This is a genomic window from Arthrobacter sp. B1I2, from assembly GCF_030816485.1.
Lineage (GTDB): Bacteria > Actinomycetota > Actinomycetes > Actinomycetales > Micrococcaceae > Arthrobacter.
The window spans coordinates 2,426,352-2,447,856 of sequence record NZ_JAUSYC010000001.1; the positions used below are offsets into that span (position 1 = coordinate 2,426,352).

General features: G+C 64.6%; 19 protein-coding genes. 14 read left to right on the forward strand and 5 right to left on the reverse strand.

The annotated features are described in order from the left end of the window. Nucleotides 1–26: 26 nt before the first annotated feature. Nucleotides 27–1,046, reverse strand: coding sequence for a pirin family protein (locus tag QFZ57_RS11375; protein WP_306630530.1), 1,020 nt, complete (start codon nt 1,044–1,046; stop codon nt 27–29). A gap of 265 nt (nt 1,047–1,311) precedes the next feature. Here QFZ57_RS11375 and QFZ57_RS11380 point away from each other — a divergent pair, with 265 nt between their 5' ends. The 6 genes from QFZ57_RS11380 to QFZ57_RS11405 all read left to right on the forward strand — a co-directional run bounded on the left by QFZ57_RS11380 (nt 1,312) and on the right by QFZ57_RS11405 (nt 7,093). After that, a complete protein-coding gene (locus QFZ57_RS11380; protein ID WP_306630531.1) occupies nt 1,312–2,412 on the forward strand; it encodes an ABC transporter ATP-binding protein in 1,101 nt (366 codons plus the stop codon). Then, nucleotides 2,412–3,122, forward strand: coding sequence for an ABC transporter permease (locus QFZ57_RS11385; RefSeq protein ID WP_306630532.1), 711 nt, complete (start codon nt 2,412–2,414; stop codon nt 3,120–3,122). Before QFZ57_RS11380 ends, QFZ57_RS11385 begins: the two co-directional genes overlap by 1 nt. Next, a complete protein-coding gene (locus QFZ57_RS11390) occupies nt 3,119–3,865 on the forward strand; it encodes an ABC transporter permease (RefSeq protein ID WP_306630533.1) in 747 nt (248 codons plus the stop codon). Before QFZ57_RS11385 ends, QFZ57_RS11390 begins: the two co-directional genes overlap by 4 nt. Continuing rightward, entirely contained in the window at nt 3,862–4,824 is a 963-nt protein-coding gene (locus QFZ57_RS11395; protein ID WP_306900304.1) for an ABC transporter substrate-binding protein, read from the forward strand. Before QFZ57_RS11390 ends, QFZ57_RS11395 begins: the two co-directional genes overlap by 4 nt. A gap of 143 nt (nt 4,825–4,967) precedes the next feature. Beyond that, nucleotides 4,968–6,188 (forward strand): pyridoxal phosphate-dependent aminotransferase, encoded by a 1,221-nt coding sequence (locus QFZ57_RS11400; RefSeq protein ID WP_306900306.1) that lies wholly within the window; start codon nt 4,968–4,970, stop codon nt 6,186–6,188. 50 nt (nt 6,189–6,238) lie between these two features. Continuing rightward, nucleotides 6,239–7,093 carry a polyphosphate kinase 2 family protein gene (locus QFZ57_RS11405; protein ID WP_306900308.1) on the forward strand — a complete coding sequence of 285 codons (855 nt, stop codon included), beginning with the start codon at nt 6,239–6,241 and terminating at the stop codon, nt 7,091–7,093. Between the two features lie 49 nt (nt 7,094–7,142). Here QFZ57_RS11405 and QFZ57_RS11410 read toward each other — a convergent pair whose 3' ends face one another. Both QFZ57_RS11410 and xseA read right to left on the reverse strand, forming a co-directional pair. After that, the gene (locus tag QFZ57_RS11410; protein WP_056334565.1) at nt 7,143–7,361 is read right to left on the reverse strand and encodes an exodeoxyribonuclease VII small subunit; all 219 of its coding nucleotides are present in this window, start codon (nt 7,359–7,361) and stop codon (nt 7,143–7,145) included. Next, nucleotides 7,358–8,689 (reverse strand): exodeoxyribonuclease VII large subunit, encoded by a 1,332-nt coding sequence (gene xseA, locus QFZ57_RS11415; protein WP_306900311.1) that lies wholly within the window; start codon nt 8,687–8,689, stop codon nt 7,358–7,360. The genes QFZ57_RS11410 and xseA overlap by 4 nt, the downstream gene beginning before the upstream one ends. Nucleotides 8,690–8,850: 161 nt before the next feature. On the opposite strand from xseA, the gene QFZ57_RS11420 reads away from it, so the two are divergent. Together QFZ57_RS11420 and QFZ57_RS11425 are read left to right on the forward strand one after the other, a co-directional pair. Beyond that, nucleotides 8,851–9,702, forward strand: coding sequence for a hypothetical protein (locus tag QFZ57_RS11420; protein ID WP_306900313.1), 852 nt, complete (start codon nt 8,851–8,853; stop codon nt 9,700–9,702). 9 nt (nt 9,703–9,711) lie between these two features. Beyond that, nucleotides 9,712–10,791, forward strand: coding sequence for a 4-hydroxy-3-methylbut-2-enyl diphosphate reductase (locus tag QFZ57_RS11425; protein WP_306630539.1), 1,080 nt, complete (start codon nt 9,712–9,714; stop codon nt 10,789–10,791). A gap of 84 nt (nt 10,792–10,875) precedes the next feature. On the opposite strand, the gene QFZ57_RS11430 is transcribed toward QFZ57_RS11425, so the two are convergent. Beyond that, nucleotides 10,876–12,105 carry a DNA recombination protein RmuC gene (locus QFZ57_RS11430; RefSeq protein WP_306900316.1) on the reverse strand — a complete coding sequence of 410 codons (1,230 nt, stop codon included), beginning with the start codon at nt 12,103–12,105 and terminating at the stop codon, nt 10,876–10,878. Nucleotides 12,106–12,195: 90 nt separating this feature from the next. On the opposite strand from QFZ57_RS11430, the gene ychF reads away from it, so the two are divergent. Next, nucleotides 12,196–13,281: a redox-regulated ATPase YchF gene (ychF, locus tag QFZ57_RS11435; protein ID WP_306630541.1), complete on the forward strand. Its 1,086-nt coding sequence runs from the start codon at nt 12,196–12,198 to the stop codon at nt 13,279–13,281. Between the two features lie 8 nt (nt 13,282–13,289). Here the strand turns inward: ychF and QFZ57_RS11440 are convergent, their stop codons facing one another. After that, nucleotides 13,290–13,814, reverse strand: a complete 525-nt coding sequence (locus tag QFZ57_RS11440; RefSeq protein WP_306900317.1) for a DUF805 domain-containing protein — start codon at nt 13,812–13,814, stop codon at nt 13,290–13,292. Between the two features lie 219 nt (nt 13,815–14,033). Here QFZ57_RS11440 and QFZ57_RS11445 point away from each other — a divergent pair, with 219 nt between their 5' ends. The 5 genes from QFZ57_RS11445 to QFZ57_RS11465 all read left to right on the forward strand — a co-directional run bounded on the left by QFZ57_RS11445 (nt 14,034) and on the right by QFZ57_RS11465 (nt 21,474). Further along, nucleotides 14,034–15,812: an ABC transporter family substrate-binding protein gene (locus tag QFZ57_RS11445; protein WP_306900318.1), complete on the forward strand. Its 1,779-nt coding sequence runs from the start codon at nt 14,034–14,036 to the stop codon at nt 15,810–15,812. A 268-nt stretch (nt 15,813–16,080) separates the two neighbouring features. Continuing rightward, nucleotides 16,081–17,766: a peptide ABC transporter substrate-binding protein gene (locus QFZ57_RS11450; protein ID WP_306630544.1), complete on the forward strand. Its 1,686-nt coding sequence runs from the start codon at nt 16,081–16,083 to the stop codon at nt 17,764–17,766. A 126-nt stretch (nt 17,767–17,892) separates the two neighbouring features. Further along, complete coding sequence (locus QFZ57_RS11455) at nt 17,893–18,822, forward strand: ABC transporter permease (protein ID WP_306630545.1); 930 nt, start codon at nt 17,893–17,895, stop codon at nt 18,820–18,822. Continuing rightward, entirely contained in the window at nt 18,812–19,756 is a 945-nt protein-coding gene (locus QFZ57_RS11460; RefSeq protein ID WP_306630546.1) for an ABC transporter permease, read from the forward strand. Before QFZ57_RS11455 ends, QFZ57_RS11460 begins: the two co-directional genes overlap by 11 nt. 11 nt (nt 19,757–19,767) lie before the next feature. Next, nucleotides 19,768–21,474: a dipeptide ABC transporter ATP-binding protein gene (locus QFZ57_RS11465; protein ID WP_306900319.1), complete on the forward strand. Its 1,707-nt coding sequence runs from the start codon at nt 19,768–19,770 to the stop codon at nt 21,472–21,474. The last annotated feature ends 31 nt before the right edge of the window (nt 21,475–21,505 follow it).

Sequence of the window (21,505 nt, forward strand, 5' to 3'; positions counted from 1 at the left end):
GAACGAACGTGTAGCCGAAGGAACGTTTAGCCGACCGAGCGCTTGCGGGGTGTCAACCGGACGCCGGGGAGTGGGGGAGCCGGAATACGGCCCGCCTCCGCACCGGCCTCCGGTCCGTGGCCGGGCACCAGGCCGTAGCGGGCGGCAGCTGTTTCGGCATCCGGCAGCCCGGCCTGCGCTTCCCAGTCCGCCTTGGCCTGCTCCACTTCGTCATGCGTGCGGCCCACGAAGTTCCACCACATCAACAGTTCCTCACCGAACGGCTCACCGCCAATGAGCAGGAACCGGGTGCCGGGGCGCGCCTGCAGCCGGAGTTCGCTGCGGCCGGTGCCCAGGTAGCCCAGCGGTCCCGACGGCAGGTCCTGCCCGTCCACCGCCAGGCTGCCGTCGAGCACCAAAATGCCGTGCTCAAAGCCGGGGTTCAGCGGCAGCACCGCATCCCCTTCGCAGGAAACGTCCGCGCCAACAATGGGCGAAAACATCATTGCGGGTGACTTCACCCCCGCAAGCTCTCCCACCATGACGGTGGCGGTGAAGCCCTGGCCGGCGGCGCGCGGCAGCTCCCGGTGCTGTTCAAATGACGGCTCCCGGTGCCGGTCTGCGTCAGGGAGGGCAACCCAGAGCTGCAGGCCGCGTTGCACGGGCAACTCCCCTCCGTCGGGAGGAAGCACCGCGAACTCCGAGTGCGAGACCCCATGCCCTGCGGTCATGATGTTCAGCTCCCCGGGGCGCACCACTACGTCGCTGCCCACGCTGTCCCGGTGGCGGATGTGCCCCGCCAGCGGCCAGGTCACGGTCTGCAGCCCGATATGGGGATGGGGGAGGACAGACATCGCGGTGCGGTCCGGTCCAAAGCTGTCCAGGAAGCACCAGGCCCCGATCGTGGGCAGTCCGCGCTGCGGCAGGGTGCGCTTGACGTTCATGGCGCGGACCCCGCCCAGCGGCACCTCGCGCTCGGGCCACAGCTGCAGGCAGGGGCCGGACGCCCCTCCGGCAGGGGCGGGCGGACAAACTTCCTGCTGGGGTGAAACTTCCAGGTTGGTCACGCCTCCACTTTAGGCCTGCGGGGTCCCAGGCTGGCGTTGTCTTGGCCGGCAAACCCACGGTTGCGCCAGTGCCAGTCTGCTTCCCCCGGCCACCCATCCGCGCCGGCCCGGGTACCGAATGGTTACAGTAGGGATTCCTTTGCGCGGATTAGGGCTTCAGCTGCTGAAGCCGGCTCCCGTTTGGGCTACCGTAACTATCAGCGTGCTGATGGCAATGTCGCGGTGCTGAGAACAGCCCGTCCAAGAGAACAGGTAAGTCCGCACCATGGACCAGGCGATGATCGAGTTCCGGAACGTCACGAAGCAGTACCCGGGCGGCCAGCCCGCAGTGGACGGGTTGTCCATGTCCATCGCCAAAGGCACTGTCACCGTCCTAGTGGGTCCTTCCGGCTGCGGCAAAACAACGTCCCTCAGAATGATCAACCGCATGGTGGAACCCACGTCCGGGACCATCACCGTGGACGGCCGGGACGTCACCTCAGTACCGGCGGCGGAACTGCGCCGGTCCATGGGCTACGTGATGCAGTCGGCAGGGCTGTTGCCGCACCGCTCGGTACTGGACAACATCGCCACCGTTCCGCGCCTGAACGGCGTCTCGAAAGCGGACGCACGGAAGCGTGCCGAGGAGCTCCTGGACGTGGTGGGCCTGGCGCACTCCCTGGGCAGGCGCTACCCGTCCCAGCTCTCCGGCGGCCAGCAGCAGCGCGTGGGCGTGGCACGCGCGCTTGCCGCAGACCCGCCCGTTCTCCTCATGGATGAGCCGTTCAGTGCGGTGGACCCCGTTGTCCGTGACGAACTCCAGCAGGAGCTGCTGCGCCTGCAGAAGGACCTTGCCAAGACCATCGTGTTCGTGACCCATGATATTGACGAAGCCACCATCCTCGGCGACAAGGTGGCCGTCTTTGCCACCGGCGGCAAGCTGGCCCAGTACGCCACGCCGGAGGAGATCCTGCGGGCGCCCGCAAACAACTTCGTGGCGTCCTTTGTTGGCCGGGACCGAGGCTTCCGCCATCTGGGCTTCACCCCGTCCGACGGCGTGGCGATCCATCCGGTGCCAACGATTATCCGGAGCGCCAACGGCTACGAGTCGGATTCCGGCGCTTCCGGCGGCTGGCAGTTGGTGGTGGACGCTGACAGGCGCCCGCTGGGCTGGTCGGCGCCGGGCACCGAGATGGAACTCGTTCCCGGCGGGTCCCTGTTCCGCCAGGGCGAGAGCCTGCGCCGGGCCCTGGACGCCGCCCTGTCCTCGCCGGCCGGGCTTGGTGTTGCCGTGGATTCCGAAGGCAGGGTCCTGGGCGTGGTCCGCGGTGGCGAGGTCCTGGCCCTGATCGAAGAAGCGCGCCAGGTGCGGCAGGCTGCCCTCTGATGGAATGGTTCCTGGCCAACACCGGCATGGTCCTGGAGCGCGGCGGCCAGCACCTGGTGCTGGCGCTGGTTCCCATGGTCCTCGGCCTGCTGTTTTCCATCCCGCTGGCGCAGTTGGCCCGGAAAAACAGGGCCCTTCGCTCCGTGGTGCTGACAGCCTCCTCCCTCCTCTACACCATCCCGTCCCTGGCGCTGTTCATCATCCTTCCCACCATCCTGGGGACCCGGATCCTCGATCCCCTCAACGTGGTGGTGGCGCTGACCATCTACGCCGTGGCACTGCTGGTGCGCGCTGCCCTCGACGCCTTCGATTCCGTGGATGCGGATGTCAGCCAGGCTGCGCAGGCCATGGGCTTTAAGCCGCTGGCCCGGTTCCTGCAGGTTGACCTGCCGCTCTCGTTGCCGGTCATGTTCGCCGGGTTGCGGGTGGTGTCCGTCAGCAACATCTCGCTGGTCAGCGTTGCGGCCCTGTTGGGCGTGGGCAACCTGGGGATGCTCTTCACGGACGGACTTCAGCGGGACTTCGTCACCGAGGTGGTGGTGGGGATCGTCGCCATCCTGGTCCTCGCGCTGGTGATGGATGCCGTCCTGGTCATGCTGGAACGCATCCTCACCCCGTGGGAGCGGGCAGGCAAGCAGCGGGGGAGCCACCATGCGGAGGCATCCGCCGCCGCGGAGCGGGCGACGACCACGGCGGGAGAAGCAGCGTGAGCAACGTCTTTTCCGATACTTTCGCCTGGCTCGCCGACCCGTTGCACTGGTCCGGGAGCATGGGCATTCCCGCCCGGCTGGGGGAGCACCTGCAGTACACCGGGCTGGTCATGCTGATCGCCACCGCCATCGCAGTTCCCGTCGGGCTTTTTGTGGGCCACACGGGAAGGGGGCGGGTGGCCGTCGTGGCTCTGGCCGGGGCCCTGCGCGCCCTGCCCACCCTCGGCCTGCTCATCCTGTTCGTCCTGCTGGCCGGCATCGGGCTCATGCCCCCGGTGTGGGCCCTGGTAATCCTCACCGTGCCCCCGCTCCTGGCCGGGACGTATGCCGGCATTTCAAGCGTGGACCCGAACGTGGTGGACGCCGCCCGGGCCATGGGGATGACCGAACTGCAAGTCCTGTTCCGGGCGGAGCTGCCCAATGCCCTCACCGTCATGTTTGGCGGGTTCCGCACCGGCGTGCTGCAGGTGATCGCCACCGTCTCCGTGGTTGCCTATATCAACCTCGGCGGCTTGGGCCGCTACCTCTTCGACGGCCTGGTCCTCAGCGACTTCCCCCAGATGCTGGGAGGTTCCCTCCTTATCGCGGCCCTGGCGATCGCCGTCGACCTTGTCCTGTCCCTGATCCAGAGGCTGTTCCTGACACCGGGCGCCTCGAAGCAGTCCCACCGCCGCCACGAGGCTGCGGTTGATCTCACAGACCCCGTGGTTGCGGAGGCTGTTGTACAAGGAGGTAAGTCATGAAAGAAAGCCGTCCCCAGCGCTTCGGCAGGCGGGCGTTCCGCGGCCTTGCCGCCGGACTTGGCCTGGCCGTGGCGCTGTCCGCCTGCGGCGGTTCGTCCGATCCGCTCAGCAAGGCACCCGCGTCCAGCGGCGGCGCGTCCGGTGGGGCCACCTCCCTGGTGGTGGGCTCCGCGGACTTCCCGGAGAGCCAGGTCATCGCCGAGCTGTACGCCGGAGCGCTGAATGCCAACGGAATTACTGCCACCACCAAACCGAACATCGGTTCCCGTGAGGTTTACTTCAAGGCCGTCCAGGACGGCTCGGTGGACGTAGTGCCCGACTACAGTGGCAACCTGCTGCTATACGTGGACAAGGAAGCCAAGGAAGTCTCCGCCGACGACATCGCCAAGGCCCTGCCCGGCAAGCTGCCGGACGGGCTGGGCGTGCTGGACGTCTCCAAGGCCGAGGACAAGGACGCCATGGTGGTCACCAAGGCAACCGCGGAGAAGTACCAGCTGAAGTCCATCGAGGACCTGGCCAAGGTCTGCAGCGAGATCGTGGTGGGAGCCCCGGCCACCTTCGCCGAGCGCGCCTACGGCCTGCCCGGGCTGAAGAAGAACTACAACTGCGTCCCCAAGAAGCTTGAGCCCTTCAGTGACGGCGGCGGCCCGGTAACGCTCAAGGCGCTGCTGGAGAACCAGGTGCAGGTGGCGGATATCTACACCACCACGCCGTCCATCGCCGACAACGACCTGGTGGTGCTGGAGGATCCCAAGAACAACTTCATCGCCCAGCAGGTCCTGCCGCTGTACAACAAGGCGAAGATGACGGACAAGGCCAAGCAGGCGCTGAACTCGGTATCCAGCACCCTCACCACGGATGACCTGATCAACCTCAACCGGGCGGTCAGCGGCAGCCAGAAGCAGGATGCCAAGGCGGCGGCAACCGCGTGGCTCAAGGACAAGGGCATCGTCAAGTAAGGAGTCCAGCCCCACCGCATGGGCAGGGGACAGGCTGGTGATGACGACGGCGGCTGCCGGACTTCCAAAGGTCCGGCAGCCGCCGTCGGCCATGTGGTGGACGTCTCAACGGCCGTGCATCCTTCCTGTGGCATATTTGAGGGATGGCAGAATTCAGGCAGTCCACGAAGCTCCACAACGTCCTCTATGACATCCGTGGACCCATCCTTCAGGCCGCCCAGCAGATGGAGGCGGAGGGCCACAGGATCCTCAAACTGAACATCGGAAACCCGGCGCCGTTCGGCTTCGAGGCGCCGGACGCCATCCTGGTGGACATGATCCGCCACCTGCCGCACGCCCAGGGCTACAGCGATTCCCGCGGCATCTTTTCCGCGCGCACCGCCGTCTCGCAGTACTACCAGACCCGGGGCATCCAAAACATCCACGTAGACGACATCTACCTGGGCAACGGCGTCAGCGAACTCATCACCATGTCCCTGATGGCACTGCTGGATGGTGGGGACGAGGTCCTCATCCCCACCCCTGACTACCCGCTGTGGACAGCATCGGTAGCGCTGGCGGGCGGCAAGCCGGTGCACTACCTCTGCGATGAGGAATCCGGCTGGCAGCCTGACCTTGAGGACATGGAAGCCAAGATCACGCCCCGCACTAAGGGAATCGTGGTGATCAACCCGAACAACCCCACCGGCGCCGTCTACCCCGAAGAGACGCTGAAACGGATTGTAGCCCTGGCCGAAAAGCACGGCCTGGTGATTTTCGCCGACGAGATCTACGAGAAGATCCTGTACGAGGACGCCGTCCATGTGAACCTTGCCAAGCTCACCGGCGACCATGTCCTGTGCCTGACGTTCAGCGGGCTGTCCAAGGCATACCGGGTCTGTGGGTACCGCGCCGGCTGGATGGCAATTTCCGGCCCCAAAAAGGACGCGGCAGACTACCTTGAAGGCATCAGCCTCCTGGCAAACATGCGCCTCTGCGCCAACGTTCCCGCCCAGCACGCCATCCAGACGGCGCTCGGGGGCTACCAGAGCATCAACGACCTGATCCTCCCGGGCGGACGGCTGCTGGAGCAGCGCAACAAAGCCTATGAAATGCTCAACGCCATCCCCGGCGTCAGCACGCAGCAGGCCCGCGGCGCCCTCTACCTGTTCCCGAAGCTGGACCCGGAGGTGTACCACATCAGGGATGACGAGAAGTTTGTCCTTGACCTCCTCAGGGATCAGAAAATCCTGGTCTCGCATGGCCGGGCCTTCAACTGGGTGCGCCCGGACCACTTCCGCATGGTGACGCTGCCCAATGTCAAGGACATCGAAGAAGCTGTCGGCCGAATGGGGGACTTCCTAAGCAGGTACCAGGGGAACTAGCCTGTGCTCACGGGCCCGCCGGTCCGTGCAACCTTGCGGAAAGGACTCCCATGGCCCGCGTCGTCGGCTTCGACCAGCATCCCTCCGAAACCCTGCGGGTCGGGAAGGGATTTTCCCTCGCAGGGGTGGATCCCGACTCAACGCCCGGATACAGCGGAAGCAAGGCCGACGGCCGCCTGCTGCTGGCCGAGATGGATGGCCAGCTCTCTGAGTTGCAGGAAAAGCTCTTTGCCGAATCACGCTTCGGCGGGACCAAACGGATCCTGCTGATCCTGCAGGCGATGGACACCGCAGGCAAGGGCGGCATCGTCAGCCATGTCATGGCTGCCATGGACCCGCAGGGCGTCCAGTTCAAGGCCTTCAAGGCGCCCACGGATGAGGAAAAGTCCTACGACTTCCTGTGGCGGATCGAAAAGGAAGTCCCGGCCGCGGGCATGGTGGGTGTGTTCGACCGTTCCCACTACGAGGACGTCCTGATCCACCGGGTCCACGGCTGGGCCACCCCGGACGAGATCAAGCGGCGCTACGTGGCAATCAACGAGTTCGAGGCCAGACTGTCAGACTCAGGGACGCATGTCCTCAAGGTGATGCTCCACATCAGCGGAGACGAGCAGAAGGAACGGCTGCTGGCCCGGCTGGACAATCCCGCAAAGCACTGGAAATACAACCGGGGCGACCTGGACGAACGCGCCTTCTGGGATGATTACATGAGCGCGTACCAGGCGGCGATCGACGAAACGAGCACGGCGACCGCGCCCTGGCACGTTGTTCCCGCCAATAAGAAATGGTTCGCCCGGATTGCGGTCCAGCAACTGCTGCTCGGCGCTTTGTCCGGCATGAACCTGAAGTGGCCGAAGGCCGAGTTCGATGTCGCCACGGAGCGGGACCTGGTGGCCCGCTCCTGACACCTGTTCCCCACGCGGCGGTGCTGTCGGTTTTAGCTCTTCCGGTGGATTAAAGTGGCTGGTCCCTGGCGGCTGCCAGCCGCTTCCGGGCGCCTTCCAGCCACTCCTCGCACCGTGCGGCCAGCGCCTCGCCGCGCTCCCACAGGGCCAGGGACTCCTCCAGGCTTGCCCCTCCTGCCTCCAGCCTGCCCACCACGGCTATCAGCTGCTCCCGCGCCTCCTCGTAGCTCAGCGCTGCGACGTCGGACTCTGGTTTCTGTTCGGTCATGCCTTCTCTTCCAATTCCTGGTGGTGGTCCGGGTTTCCTGTTGATGCCCCGGTGGACGTGGCGCCGAAGCGCCCCTCCGCAACGCGGATGGACAGGGCGGCGCCCGCGGGCGCTTCGGCGGGACGGCGGACAACAGCGTGTCCGGCTTCCGCGATCCGGGCGGCCTGGTCTCCTGCCAGTTCAACGACGGCGTACCCCCGGTCCAGCGTCTTCTGCGGGGAGAGGGCGCGTACCTGCGCTTTCAGGTGCTCAAGCTGGTCCGCAGCCCGCACCACCGTGGAGCTCACTGCAGCGGAGGAGCGCCGCAGCAGCCGCTCGATTTCCTCGGCCCGGACGGAGACCATGCCCTCGGGTGCCGCCATGACGGGCCGGGAATGCAGTGCCGCCAGCCGGTCCGATTCGCGGTCCACCAGCCGTTCCATGCAGCGCCGCAGCTGTTCCCGCGCCTGGCGCACGCCGGCAAGTTCCTCGGAGACTTCGGGAACAATCCGCTTGGCGGCATCGGTGGGGGTGGAGGCCCTGAGGTCTGCAACATAATCCAACAGCGGGCGGTCCGCCTCATGGCCAATGGCGCTCACCACCGGCGTGGCGGCAGCAGCCACGGCCCGGACCAGTTCCTCACTGTTGAATGGCAGCAGATCTTCCAGCGCCCCGCCGCCACGGGCGATGACGATGACGTCCACCTCGGGCCGGGCGTCCAGCTCACGCAGGGCGCGGACCACCTGGGCCACCGCGGTATTCCCCTGGACAGCAACCTCGCGGATCTCAAACTCCACCGCCGGCCACCGCAGTGCCGCGTTCCGCAGGATGTCCTTCTTTGCGTCCGAGTCGCGCCCCGTGATGAGGCCGATGCGGTGCGGCAGCAAAGGCAGGGCTTTCTTTCGGGAGTCGGCAAACAGGCCCTCGGCCGCCAGGGCCTGGCGCAACCGCTCAATCCTGGCCAGCAAGTCGCCCAGACCCACCGGCCGGATGTCCCGTACCAGCATGTTGAGCCTGCCGGTCTTGAGCCAAAATTCCGGTTTCAGGAGGGCCACCACCCGCGAACCACGCTCCAGCGGCAGGTTCTGCCGTTCCAGCACCTTGGTCCAGACGGACGCCGGAAGGGATACCTCTGCATCCACGTCACGAAGCGTGAGATAGGCGTTGGTGCCGCGGCGGTTCAGTTCGATGACCTGGCCCTCCACCCACGCCGACGGGGTGCGGTCGATATGGGCCTTCAGCTTCTGCGAGAGCAACTGCAGCGGCCAGGGGTTATCCGGGCTTGTCTCCGCTGCGGTGGCCGGCAGGGTAGTGGGTGCGGCACCCGGAAGAGAAGCCTGGTCAGACATGCGGACGCCGTTGCGGGGCTGGTGCTGCGGGCATGGGGTCCTTCAACTGTTGTGGGCGGTCAATCAACCTTATCCATAAGGTCTAGCACCGGGGACTGACAGGGACAGCCCACCGATCCTGCCTAGGATGGGGTAAGGCCCCCAACCCCGAAGGACCTGTTGTGCGCACTTTTGTCTCTGCCATCGCCACCGTGCTGGGCATCCTCCTGGCCGCCGTTGCCGTTCCCGCCCTGTGGGTGGACCGGAACATCGTCCAGGAAGACGGGTTTGTCCGTCTTGCAGCTCCGCTCGGCAAGGATTCAGAATTCCAAAGGAAACTGGCTGCTGCGGCGGTGGGAACGATCGATACCGGATCGGTTCCGGGTTTTCTGTCGGGGCTGGTCCAGCCGATGCTTGAGAAGGCAGCGGAGTCACTGACCGGGCTCCCCGGTTATCCGGCGGCCTGGGAGGAGACGCTCCGCAGGAGCCACCGCCTGAGCTTCGCTGATCCCGCAGCCGGGGCGCAGGAAGGTGCTTCGGCGTCATCGCTGACCCTTGATGTCGCCCCGCTGGTAGCCCTCGGCTCTGAGGAGATTTCGCGCACCACCCGGCTGCCCCTCGACCCGCCGCAGCAAACGCTGATCAACGTCGGCCAGCCGGCACAAAAGGAGTGGACTGAGCGGCTGGCCACATATGCACCCATGGGCTTCATCCTGGCCATCGGTTCGGCTCTGGCGTTCCTGCTGGCCCTTGTAGCGGCACGCCGCCGCTGGACTGTGCTGCTGACTGCCGGGCTCGGAGCCCTGGCCCTCGCGGGGCTGTGGGGGCTGGGCTTACAGCTGGGCTCGGCCCGTGCCCAGGCCACGGACACCGGCAATGCAGTGGCCAACATGTTCCGTGATGAGTTCCTGGCCGCGGCAGGCACCGATTTCCAAACGTGGATCACCACCGCCGCGGTTACGGGCGGTGTCCTGGTGGCAGCAGGCGTTGTGACATTGTTCGCATCCCGGAGACGGACGCGGACCAGCCGGTAGCATGGAGGGATGACCACCTCGGCTGTATCCCTCTCGATGCCAACCATTCCGCGCAGGCGCCGCTCGCCTGAGGAAGTAGCAGCTGCAGCCCCGGTGAACGGCACCAAGAAGGTGCTGCTGGCTGCTCCCCGTGGCTACTGCGCTGGTGTTGACCGGGCCGTGATCGCGGTCGAAAAGGCGCTGGAGCACTACGGGCCGCCCGTGTATGTCCGCAAGCAGATTGTCCACAACGTCCACGTGGTCAGCTCGCTGGAGGAAAAGGGCGCCATCTTTGTGGACGAGACAGACGAAGTTCCCGAAGGCGCCTTGGTGATCTTCTCTGCGCACGGCGTGTCCCCGGCAGTGGTGGAGTCCGCCGAAAACCGCGGGCTCCGCACCATCGATGCCACGTGTCCGCTGGTCACCAAGGTGCACAAGGAAGCCGTGCGCTTCGCGAAGGACGATTTCGACATCCTCCTGATCGGCCACGACGGCCACGAGGAGGTGGAAGGCACCTCCGGTGAAGCACCGGAACACATTCAGATCATCAACGGACCCCACGAAGTGGACAAGGTAACCGTCCGTGACCCCGAAAAGGTCATCTGGCTTTCGCAGACCACGCTGAGCGTGGACGAGACCATGGAGACCGTCCGGCTGCTCAAGGATCGGTTCCCCACCCTCCAGGACCCGCCCAGTGATGACATCTGCTACGCCACCACCAACCGCCAGGTGGCCATCAAGAAGATTGCGCCCAAGGCCGACCTGGTGATCGTGGTTGGTTCGGCCAACTCGTCGAACTCCGTCCGCCTGGTGGAAGTGGCACTCGAGTACGGCGCCAAGGCCTCGTACCGGGTGGACTTCGCCAACGAGGTTGACGAATCCTGGTTCGAGGGCGTCGCCACCGTGGGTGTCACGTCCGGGGCATCCGTTCCGGAGGTGCTGGTGCAGGATGTGCTGAGGCTGCTGGCCGACTACGGCTACGGCACGGTGGAGGAAGTGGTTACAGCAGAGGAAGACCTGCTGTTCTCGCTGCCCAAGGAGCTCCGCGCAACCCTGAAACAGGCCGGTGACGTCAGCCGCGCCCTGGGCGGGCGCAGGCCCCGCAGCTGACAACAGCCAACAGTTCAAGCAGAAGTAAAAGGATGGGCCGGGCAGTTATCAACTGCCCGGCCCATCCTGCATCCACCGGCTCTTTCAGGCTGCTTCGTCGTCGCCTTGGAGTTCCGGTGCCACGAGCGCCCGCGGGGTCACCTCCACGACGGGGGGCGCCACCAGGCCTGACTCCTCGAGGGAGTTGAGCTTCCGGGCCGTAGGCAGGACTCTGGCTTCCAAGGTGCCCACCATGGCGTTGTAGCGGTCCACCGATGACTTCAGGGAAGATCCCAGTTTGGTGACGTTTTCACCCAGGGTCCCCATCCGGTCGTACAGCTGCCGGGCGAGCTCGAACAGCTCGCGGGCACTGTCCGTCAGGACGTCCTGGCGCCAAGTGAAGGCCACTGACTTCAGCACGGCAAGGAGGGTACTCGGTGATGCAAGGACCACGTTGCGGGACAACGCGTGGTCCAGGAGCCCGGCGTCGGCCATCAGTGCCGCCGCCAGGATGGATTCGGCCGGAATGAAGCAGACCACCAGTTCAGGCGAGTTCCCCGGGATGTCCCAATACTTCTTGCTTCCCAGCGAATCGACGTGTGCCCTGAGCGCCTTGGCATGCGCCGCCAGCAGGGCCTCCCGGTTCCGGCCGTCGTTCACCGACTGCAACCCGGACGGCTGGCCCGGGCGCGGGTCAACCGCCCCCAGCTCCTGCGCCTCCAGGTAGGACGACAACGGGACTTTGGCGTCCACCACCAGCTGCTTATCGCCGGGCAGCAGCACCACCAGGTCCGGGCGGACAGCTGCATCGTGGCCGGCGCTGTGCACCTGCTCCACGAAGTCCACGTGGCGGAGCATGCCCGCAGCCTCGACTACACGCCGGAGCTGCACCTCGCCCCACTGGCCCCTGGCGCTGTTGGAACGCAGGGCCGATTCCAGGGCATGCGTGGACCGGATGAGCTGCTCATCGGAAAGCCTGGCCTCCTGCAGCTGCTGCGCCAGCTGGCCGTACTGTTCCACCCGGTCCCGCTCCAGCAGTGCCACCTGCTGCTGGACCGCGGAAAGCTTCTCCGCCACGGGAGCCAGGGCACGCAGGACGCTGCCGTCCTGCGTCCTTGCCTCACCCAGCTCATGGTTCTGTACCGCCAAAAGCCGCCGCTCGGCGTCGGCCCCTGCCAGCTGTGCCGTGACCTCTGAAAGCCGGGACGACACCTGGTCAAAGTCGGACTCCAAAGCATGGGAGTTCCTGCGCAGTGAAAAATACGTGGCAGCGGCGCCGGCAAGCGCACCGAGCAGCAGCATGAGAAGGGCCAGAATCAAGGCAAAAGCATCCATGGCTTCACTGTTGCACGGGGCCCTGACAATCAGGGGCAGTGACATCCCCCGGTACTGGCTGCCGGGGCCCTGCGGGTAGAATCAATGCTCGTGGCTCTTACTATTGGCATCGTCGGACTGCCCAACGTCGGCAAATCAACCCTCTTCAATGCGCTCACCCGCAACCAGGTGCTGGCCGCGAACTACCCGTTCGCCACCATCGAACCCAATGTGGGCGTCGTGAACCTCCCGGACCCCAGGCTCCAGAAGCTCGCCGGCATCTTCGGCTCGCAGCGTGTCCTGCCTGCCGCCGTGTCCTTCGTCGACATCGCAGGCATCGTCAAGGGCGCCTCCGAGGGGGAGGGGCTGGGAAACCAGTTCCTGGCCAACATCCGCGAGGCAGAAGCCATCGCCCAGGTTGTCCGGGTCTTTGACGACCCCGATGTGGTGCACGTTGACGGCAAAGTGGATCCGCGCTCGGACATGGAGACCATCAACACCGAGCTGATCCTCGCCGACCTGCAGACCATCGAAAAGGCCATCCCGCGGATCGAAAAAGAAGTCAAGATCAAGAAGCGGGAGGCCGCCGAGCTTGCCGCCGTTAAGGCCGCGCAGGCCGTGCTGGAGCGTGGAGACACCATCTACTCCTCCATCAAGAGCGACAAGCTGGAGATGGAGCACCTCAAGGAACTGGGGCTGCTGACGGCCAAGCCCTTTATCTACGTGTTCAATGCGGACGAAGGCATCCTGGGCAGTCCGGAAAAACAGGAGGAGCTGCGCGCCATGGTGGCCCCGGCGGACTGCATCTTCCTTGACGCGAAGCTCGAAGCCGACCTCGTGGAACTGGATGAGGAAGAAGCGCGCGAGATGCTGGAGATGAACGGCCAGGACGAATCCGGCCTGGACCAGCTGGCGCGCGTGGGCTTCCACACCCTGGGGCTGCAGACTTATCTGACCGCCGGGCCCAAGGAAGCACGGGCCTGGACCATCCGGCAGGGGGACACGGCACCGCAGGCGGCCGGCGTCATCCACTCCGACTTCCAGCGCGGGTTCATCAAGGCCGAGGTGGTCTCCTTCCACGACCTCGTGGAGGCCGGATCCATGGCGGAGGCAAAGTCCCGCGGCAAGGTCCGCATCGAAGGCAAGGAATACGTTATGGCCGACGGCGACGTGGTGGAGTTCCGCTTCAACGTCTAGCGCCGGCCCTACAGACGCGGCGGACCACCGGTATCCGGCGGGTAGGGAGGCTGTTGCCGGGGCCCATAGGGGGGAGCGGCTGATGCCTGACCGTATTGGGCTGCCGAGTAGCTGTCGAAGCGCTGGCCGAACGGGTTCTCCCGCTGCGCGAGCAGCACGACGAGCGCAATCCACCCAAGCACCGGGATGAGGGCGAGCAGCAGCATCCAGGCGCTGAGGTTCGCGTCGTGAAGGCGCCGGGCCGCCACCGCGAGGGACGGGACCACTGTGGCGAGGAACCATAAACCACCCAGGGCGCTGGACCCCGTCACTTGGCCGTTGACCACGTTGGGGTTGATCGAGTTCAGCACCGCGGAGGTCAACCCCGAAGCGAGGAACCACCACCAATATTCGCTGCGGCTCGCGCGGCCCGCGAAGACCGCGTACTTCTGAAAAACGCGTTTGACCGCGTCGGCCGGCGGGGCGCCATAATAGGGCAGTTCGAGGGGCGGGACTGCGCTGCGGGACGCATCTGCAGGTTGGGGGATGCTCATTGCGCCGTTCCTTCCCTAGGGTTCCAATGCCAGCATGCTACGGAACCGGTCAGGGTCCGGGCTTGGGCCGTAGGTCCCGTCCGCCGCGTGGGACACCCCTTTAGTCTGCAGGGGATTCCGGATCGGTTGCCGGGCATCGGCACCAAGTATCCTGACTATGTAGGGCGTGATCGTGGCGAGCCCGTCCCCTCCGGAGAGGGCAAAACACAAGGAGGCGGCATGCCGGTCCGGCGTCTGATGCAGTTACTCATCGCCGCGTTGGCGGCTGCCCTGGTTCTTTCGGGCTGCTCGGGCGGCGGCGCCCCGTCGGTGGTGGTGGGGGAGGCAAAGCGCGGTGGCAGCGTGACGGCGGCAGAGGTTAACGCCTTCTCATCGTTCAATCCCTACAGCGCGAACGGCAATACCGACATCAATTCGAAGATCGGTGCCATCACACACTCGGGCTTTTTCTATCTCGATGACAGCTCAAAAGTGGTCAGGAACGACAAGTTCGGGCAGTTCGAGAAGGTCTCTGACCAGCCGCTGAAGGTGAAGTACACGGTCAACGAGGGCGTGAAGTGGTCAGACGGTGCGCCCATCAGCGCTGCCGACCTCCTGTTGAGCTGGGCCGCCGGTTCCGGTTACTTCGATGACGTCGATCCCGCGGCCGGCAGGGGCACGAAATACTTCTCCGTTGCCTCTGACACCACAGGTCTGGCCGGCACCCTGTTTCCCGAAATCGGCTCGGACAACCGTTCAATCACCATCGAGTACGCCGCACCGTACGCTGACTGGGAAGTCGCGTTCGACGTCGGCCTCCCGGCCCACGTCGTCGCCGCCAAGAGCGGGCTGAACGATGAGGAAGACCTGGTTAAACTCCTCAAGGACACGCCGCGCGGGAACCCGGAGAAGCCGGTGTCCAACCCCGCGCTCAAGAAAGTCAGCGACTTCTGGAATACCGGGTTCGATACAAAATCCATTCCCGATGATCCGGCGCTCTACCTGTCCAGCGGCCCCTACATCGTCCGCGACATTGTGCCGGAAGTATCCATGAAACTGGTCCGGAACCGGGACTACGTTTGGGGCCCGGAACCCTGGCTCGACGAAATCAATATCAGGTTCACCGGGGCAGTGCCGGCCGCGGTCGATGCCCTGCGCAACGGCCGGGCGGACGTCATCTCGCCCCAGCCCTCAGCCGCAACGGACGATCTCCTCACGGGCCTGTCGGGCCAGGGCATCACCGTGGAACGGTACAAACAGTCCGGCTACGACCATCTGGACCTCAACTTCTCCGGACCGTTCGCCGGCAAGGACGTCCGGGAAGCCTTCCTCAAAACGGTTCCGCGGCAGGCCATCGTGGACGCAGTGCTGGGAACCCTGGTGCCCGACAACAAGCCGTTGGACTCACACGTCTTCCTGCCCGGACAGCCTAAATACGATGAGACGGTCAAAAAGAACGGCTCTTCGGACTACGCCGAGGTGGACATCGACGCCGCCAAAGGCCTTTTGAAGGGTGCCACGCCCACCATCCGGATCCTCTATAACCGGGACAACCCCAACCGTGCCAAGGCGTTCGCCCTGATCCGCGACTCTGCCGGACTGGCGGGATTCCGTGTGGTGGACGGCGGCCAGGGGAGTGCCGACTGGGCGGCCGCCCTCAGCCGGGGCGGCTACGACGCCGCGCTGTCCGGATGGATTGGCACGGAAGCCGGCGTGAGCCGGGTGCCGCAAATCTTCCGCACGGGGGCGGGCAGCAATTTCACGGGATATTCCGACGGCGACGCGGACAAGGTCATGGAGCAACTGGCGGTGACCACGGACCTGGGCAAGCAGGACGAACTCCTTGCCGAGATTGACAAGCATGTCTGGGAGGACGCGTACGGGCTGCCGCTCTACCAAACCCTGGGGACAACTGCCTTCAGTTCCCGCATGGCCGGCGTGAAGACCAGCCCCGGGCCCCTCGGCGTGTGGTGGAACGTATGGGAGTGGCGGCTGTCCGGAGCAGCCGCGTCCCTTTAGGTCTTCCGGCCCTAGCGGAGCCTTCCTGCCGCCGATTCGCCGTCGGGCCTACCGGCGAGTAGCATGTGACGTGCCTAACTATCTACCCTGGACTGGGGCATTTCACTGCGCCGGTCACGGTTTGGCAACGGAGTACCAGTATCTGGACTTCGTGCGGTTAGGCTAACTCGTATTATGTAGGTTTCGTCACAGCGGTGAGCTGCGTCCGGCCTGCGGGGAAGCACCAGATTTCCCCTATATATCTCTCCCACAACTCATAGGAGGCGGAATGCGTTTTACGCGCACTTCCAAAGCACTGGGCATCGTGGCAATCGCCGCGCTTGCCCTGACCGGGTGCGGTGCCGGCGGCGGCAGCACTGACGGGTCCAGCAATGCTGCAGGCGATCCGAACAAGGTCATTACCGCTTACAACAGCGAACCGCAAAACCCCTTGCTGCCAGCAAACACCAATGAAACGAACGGCGGCCGCGTCATCAACCTGCTTTTCGAAGGCCTCCGCACGTATGATGCGGACGGCAAAGCAGTGAACTCGCTGGCTGAGTCCATCGACTCCTCCGACGCGCAGAACTGGACCATCAAGGTCAAGCAGGGCCAGAAGTTCACCAACGGCGAGGCCATCACGGCCAAGACCTTCGTGGACTCCTGGAACTTCGCCGCCAACTCCAAGAACCTGCAGAACAACAGCTTCTTCTTCGAGTCCATCGAAGGCTACGAGGATGTTTCCGCCGTGAACACGGAGAAGTCCGCGGACGGCAAGACCACCACCACGCCTGCTCCCAAGGCTGCCACCATGTCCGGCCTGGCAGCAACCGACGATTCCACCATCACCGTCAAGCTCGTCCAGCCCGAGGCAGACTGGTCCCTGCGCTTGGGATACTCCGCCTTCTACCCACTCCCGTCCGCCGCGCTGGCCGACCCCAAGACCTTCGGCGAAAACCCCGTGGGCAACGGACCCTACAAGTTCGAAAAGCAGGGCGCCTGGGTCCACGACCAGTCAATCGCGCTGGTGAAGAACGCGGACTACAAGGGTCCACGCGAGGCAAAGAACGGTGGCATAACGTTCAAGTTCTACACGGATCCGGGCCCCGCCTACACTGACCTGCAGGCCGACAACCTGGACATCACAGACGTTCTGCCGTCGAACGCCACAAAGACCTATGTCTCCGACTTCCAGGACCGCAACGCCACCAAGCCGGTTGCCACGAACGCCACCTTGAACATCCCGGGCTACAACCCGAACTTCCAGGGTGAAGCCGGCAAGCTGCGCCGCCAGGCGCTGTCCTACGCCATCAACCGTGAAGAAATCACCAAGGTAGTCTTCAACGGCACCCGCACCCCGGCCAAGGCATTCGTCCCGCCGGTCATCGACGGGTTCAAGGAAGGCCTCAAGGGCAGCGAAGTCCTGAAGTTCGACGCCGCAAAGGCCAAGGACCTGTGGACACAGGCTGAAAAGATCCAGCCGTACGACAACTCGAAGCCGCTCCAGATTGCCTCCAACACCGATGGTGGCCACAAGGAATGGATCGACGCCGTTGCCAACGGCTTCAAGAACAACCTCGGTATCCAGGCTGAAATCCAGCCGTTCGCCAAGTTTGCTGAGGTCCTCAACCTGCGCAAGTCCCAGCAGCTGCCCGGCCTGACCCGCGCGGGCTGGCAGGGTGACTACCCGTCGCTGTACAACTTCCTGGGACCGGTCTGGGCCACGGGCGCTTCCTCCAACTACGAGAAGTACTCGAACCCTGAGTTCGACAAGCTGCTCAAGGAGGGCCTGGCTGCGAAGAGCACCGACGATGCGAATGCCAAGTTCAACCAGGCGCAGGAAGTTCTGTTCCAGGACCTGCCCGGCCTGCCGCTTTGGGACTACGCCAAGGCGATTGTGTGGAGCAACAACGTTGTGAAGGCCGAAACTGGCTGGAACGGCGAAATTCTCTACTACAACATCACGGCAAAGTAAGTCCTCAGATCTAACTTGCCAGCAGGTGCGTTGGGGGTCCGGTTACGGCCGGGCCCCCATTCGCTTGCAAGGGCAGGAAGGCATTCATGAACTCGTTCTTCTCCTTACCGGAAAGCAGGTGACCCTGTGATCCGGTTTATCCTGCGCCGACTCCTTCAGGTGATCCCTGTCTTCCTCGGCACTACACTCCTCGTCTATTACATGGTGTTCGCCCTGCCGGGCGACCCCATCGCGGCGCTCTTCGGTGACCGGCAGCCCCCGCAGGCTGTCATTGACACGCTGCGCAGCCAGTACAACCTTGACCAGCCGTTCTGGGTCCAATACGGACTCTTCCTCAAGAACCTCTTCACCTTTAATCTCGGCAATGACTTCACGGGCCAACCCATCGCTGCCACGTTGGCTCGGGTGTTCCCGGTTACAGCCATGCTGGCGATTGAGGCCCTGATTATTCAGGCGGTCTTCGGCGTAGCGTTCGGCGTTTTCGCCGGCCTGCGCCGCGGCGGCTGGTTCGATTCAACCGTCCTGGTAGCCTCGCTGGTGGTTATCGCAGTCCCCACCTTTGTGCTGGGCTTCGTTTTCCAGCTGGTCTTCGGTGTGCAACTCGGCTGGGCCAAACCCACCGTGGGCGCCAATGCAAACTGGGGAAACCTGTTGTTGCCGGCTGTGGTCCTGGGGCTTGTTTCCTTTGCCTATGTGCTGCGCCTGACCCGCGCATCGGTAAGCGAAGGCATGAACGCCGACTTCGTCCGAACAGCTACGGCAAAAGGACTGTCCCGGCCCCGGGTGGTTCTGGCGCACATTCTGCGCAACTCGCTGATCCCGGTGGTGACCTACCTGGGAGCCAACCTCGGCGGCCTGATGGGCGGCGCCATTGTCACCGAGGGCATCTTCAATGTACCGGGCGTGGGCAACAAGCTCTATCAGGCAGTCCTCCGCAGCGAAGGCCCCACCATCGTCTCCATCGTCAGCGTACTGGTGCTGGTATTCGTCGTAGCCAACCTGCTCGTCGATCTCCTGTACGCCTGGCTTGATCCGAGGATCCGCTATGACCAGTAACAACAGCCACTTTGTGGCACCCATTGAGGAAACGCCGCTCCTGGCCACAGACGCTGTCAAGGCTGACCAGGCTCCGCTCAGCCTGTGGGCAGACGCCTGGCGCAAGCTCCGCCGTCGTCCGCTGTTCATCATCTCGGCATTGCTGATTTTGGTGCTGGTTGTGATCGCGTTGTTCCCGGGCCTGTTCTCGTCAGTGCCCCCCAACGAGGGTTGTGAGCTTGCCAACTCCGAGGGCGGGCCTGCTCCTGGACATCCGTTCGGCTTTACGTTCCAGGGCTGTGATGTGTACTCCCGCGTCATTCACGGCACTCAGGCGTCCCTTTCCGTGGGCATTCTTTCCGTCCTCTGCGTCCTCATCGTCGGGGTGACCTTCGGTGCCCTCGCCGGCTTCTATGGCGGCTGGCTGGACACCGTTCTCGCCCGGCTCGGTGACATCTTCTTCGCTTTGCCACTGATTCTCGGGGCGCTTGTCATCACGCAGCTGCCCCTTTTCAGGGCAAACAAGAGCGTCTGGACGGTGGTTTTCGTCATCTCGCTGCTTGCGTGGCCGCAAATGGCGCGCATCACCCGCGGCGCAGTCATCGAGGTTCGCAACGCCGACTTCGTGACAGCGGCCCGGGCGCTCGGCGTATCGAAATTCGGCACGTTGGTAAAACATGTGCTGCCGAACGCGCTGGCACCCGTGATCGTCCTTGCCACCCTGGAGCTCGGCGTCTTCATCGTGGCTGAAGCAACCCTGTCCTTCCTGGGAATCGGACTGCCCGAAGGCGTCATGTCCTGGGGTCACGATATTTCGGCGGCACAGACCTCCATACGCACACACCCGCAGATCATGCTCTACCCGGCCGCGGCGCTGTCCATCACGGTGTTGAGCTTCATCATGCTTGGTGACGCCGTACGTGACGCCCTTGACCCGAAGAGCCGTCAGCGATGAGAGATAACGAGATGACAAGTCCAGACGTCCGCATTGATGAGGCCGGCACCACCGGCGTTAGGCCGCTGCTCGAAATCCTTGACCTGGCCATCACCTTCAGGACCGGCAGCGGCGAAGTCCAGGCTGTACGGAATGCGCACCTCACCATCATGCCCGGTGAAACGGTCGCCATCGTGGGGGAGTCCGGCTCCGGCAAATCCACCACCGCCCTGGCGGCCATCGGACTCCTGCCCAACAACGGCACGGTGTCCGGCGGACAGATCCTGCTTGACGGCGAGGACATCGCCCACGCCAGCGAGCATCGCATGATCGAACTGCGCGGCAACACCATCGGCATGGTCCCGCAGGACCCTATGTCCAACCTGAACCCCGTGTGGAAGATCGGCTACCAGGTCCGGGAAACACTGCGGGCGAACGGCCGTCCCAGCGGGCCGGACGATATCGCCAAGGTGCTGTCCCAGGCTGGACTGCCGGACGCCAAGCGCCGTGCCAACCAGTACCCGCACGAGTTCTCGGGCGGAATGCGCCAGCGTGCACTGATCGCCATCGGCCTCTCCTGCCAGCCGCGCCTGCTGATTGCGGACGAGCCGACGTCGGCCCTCGACGTCACCGTCCAGCGGCAGATCCTGGATCACCTGGAGACCATGACCAGCGAGCTGGGCACCTCGGTCCTGCTGATCACCCACGACCTGGGCCTGGCAGCCGAGCGCGCAGACAAGGTCGTGGTCATGTACCAGGGCCGCGTTGTTGAAGCGGGACCGTCGCTGGAATTGCTCCGCAACCCGCAGCACCCCTACACCAAGCGGCTCGTGGAGTCCGCTCCGTCCCTGGCCAGCCGCCGTATCCAGGTGGCCAAGGAGCAGGGAGTGGAGACGACGGACCTGCTGGCGCCCGCCGTCGAGACGGTGAAGCCCGAAACCTTCCTGCAGATCCAGGACCTGCGGAAGGTGTACAAGCTCCGCCAGGGGCTGGGCAAGTCAACGGACTTCGCGGCTGTTGACGGCGTGAGCTTCGACGTCCGGCGTGGAACCACGACGGCGATCGTGGGGGAGTCGGGATCCGGCAAGTCCACAGTGGCCAAGATGGTCCTCCAGCTGGAGAAGCCGACGGACGGCAGGATCCTGTTCGACGGCGTCGACACCTCCGCACTGAAGCCTGCTGAACTGTTCAAGTTCCGCAGGCGGGTCCAGCCGATCTTCCAGGACCCGTACGGCTCCCTCGATCCGATGTACAACATCTACCGCACGATCGAAGAACCGCTCCGGGTCCACAAGATCGGGGACCAGGCCAGCCGGGAGAAGAAAGTCCGGACGCTGCTGGACCAGGTTGCGCTGCCCCAGTCCGCCATGCAGCGGTACCCGAACGAGCTGTCGGGCGGCCAGCGGCAGCGTGTCGCCATTGCCCGGGCGCTTGCGCTGGACCCCGAGGTCATCATCTGTGATGAGGCCGTATCCGCGCTGGACGTGCTGGTGCAGGCGCAGGTACTGAACCTGCTCGCCGACCTGCAGGCCAACCTTGGGCTGACCTACCTGTTCATCACCCACGACCTTGCGGTGGTTCGGCAGATCGCGGACCACGTGTGCGTGATGGAGAAGGGCCGCCTGGTGGAAACCGGCTCCACGGACGACGTCTTCGAATCGCCCCAGCAGGACTACACCAAGGCCCTGCTCAACGCCATTCCGGGGGCGAAGCTGATGCTTCCGCCCGAGGTGGCGTAGCGGGAAGTTTCCTGTAAAGGGCTGAAGCCGG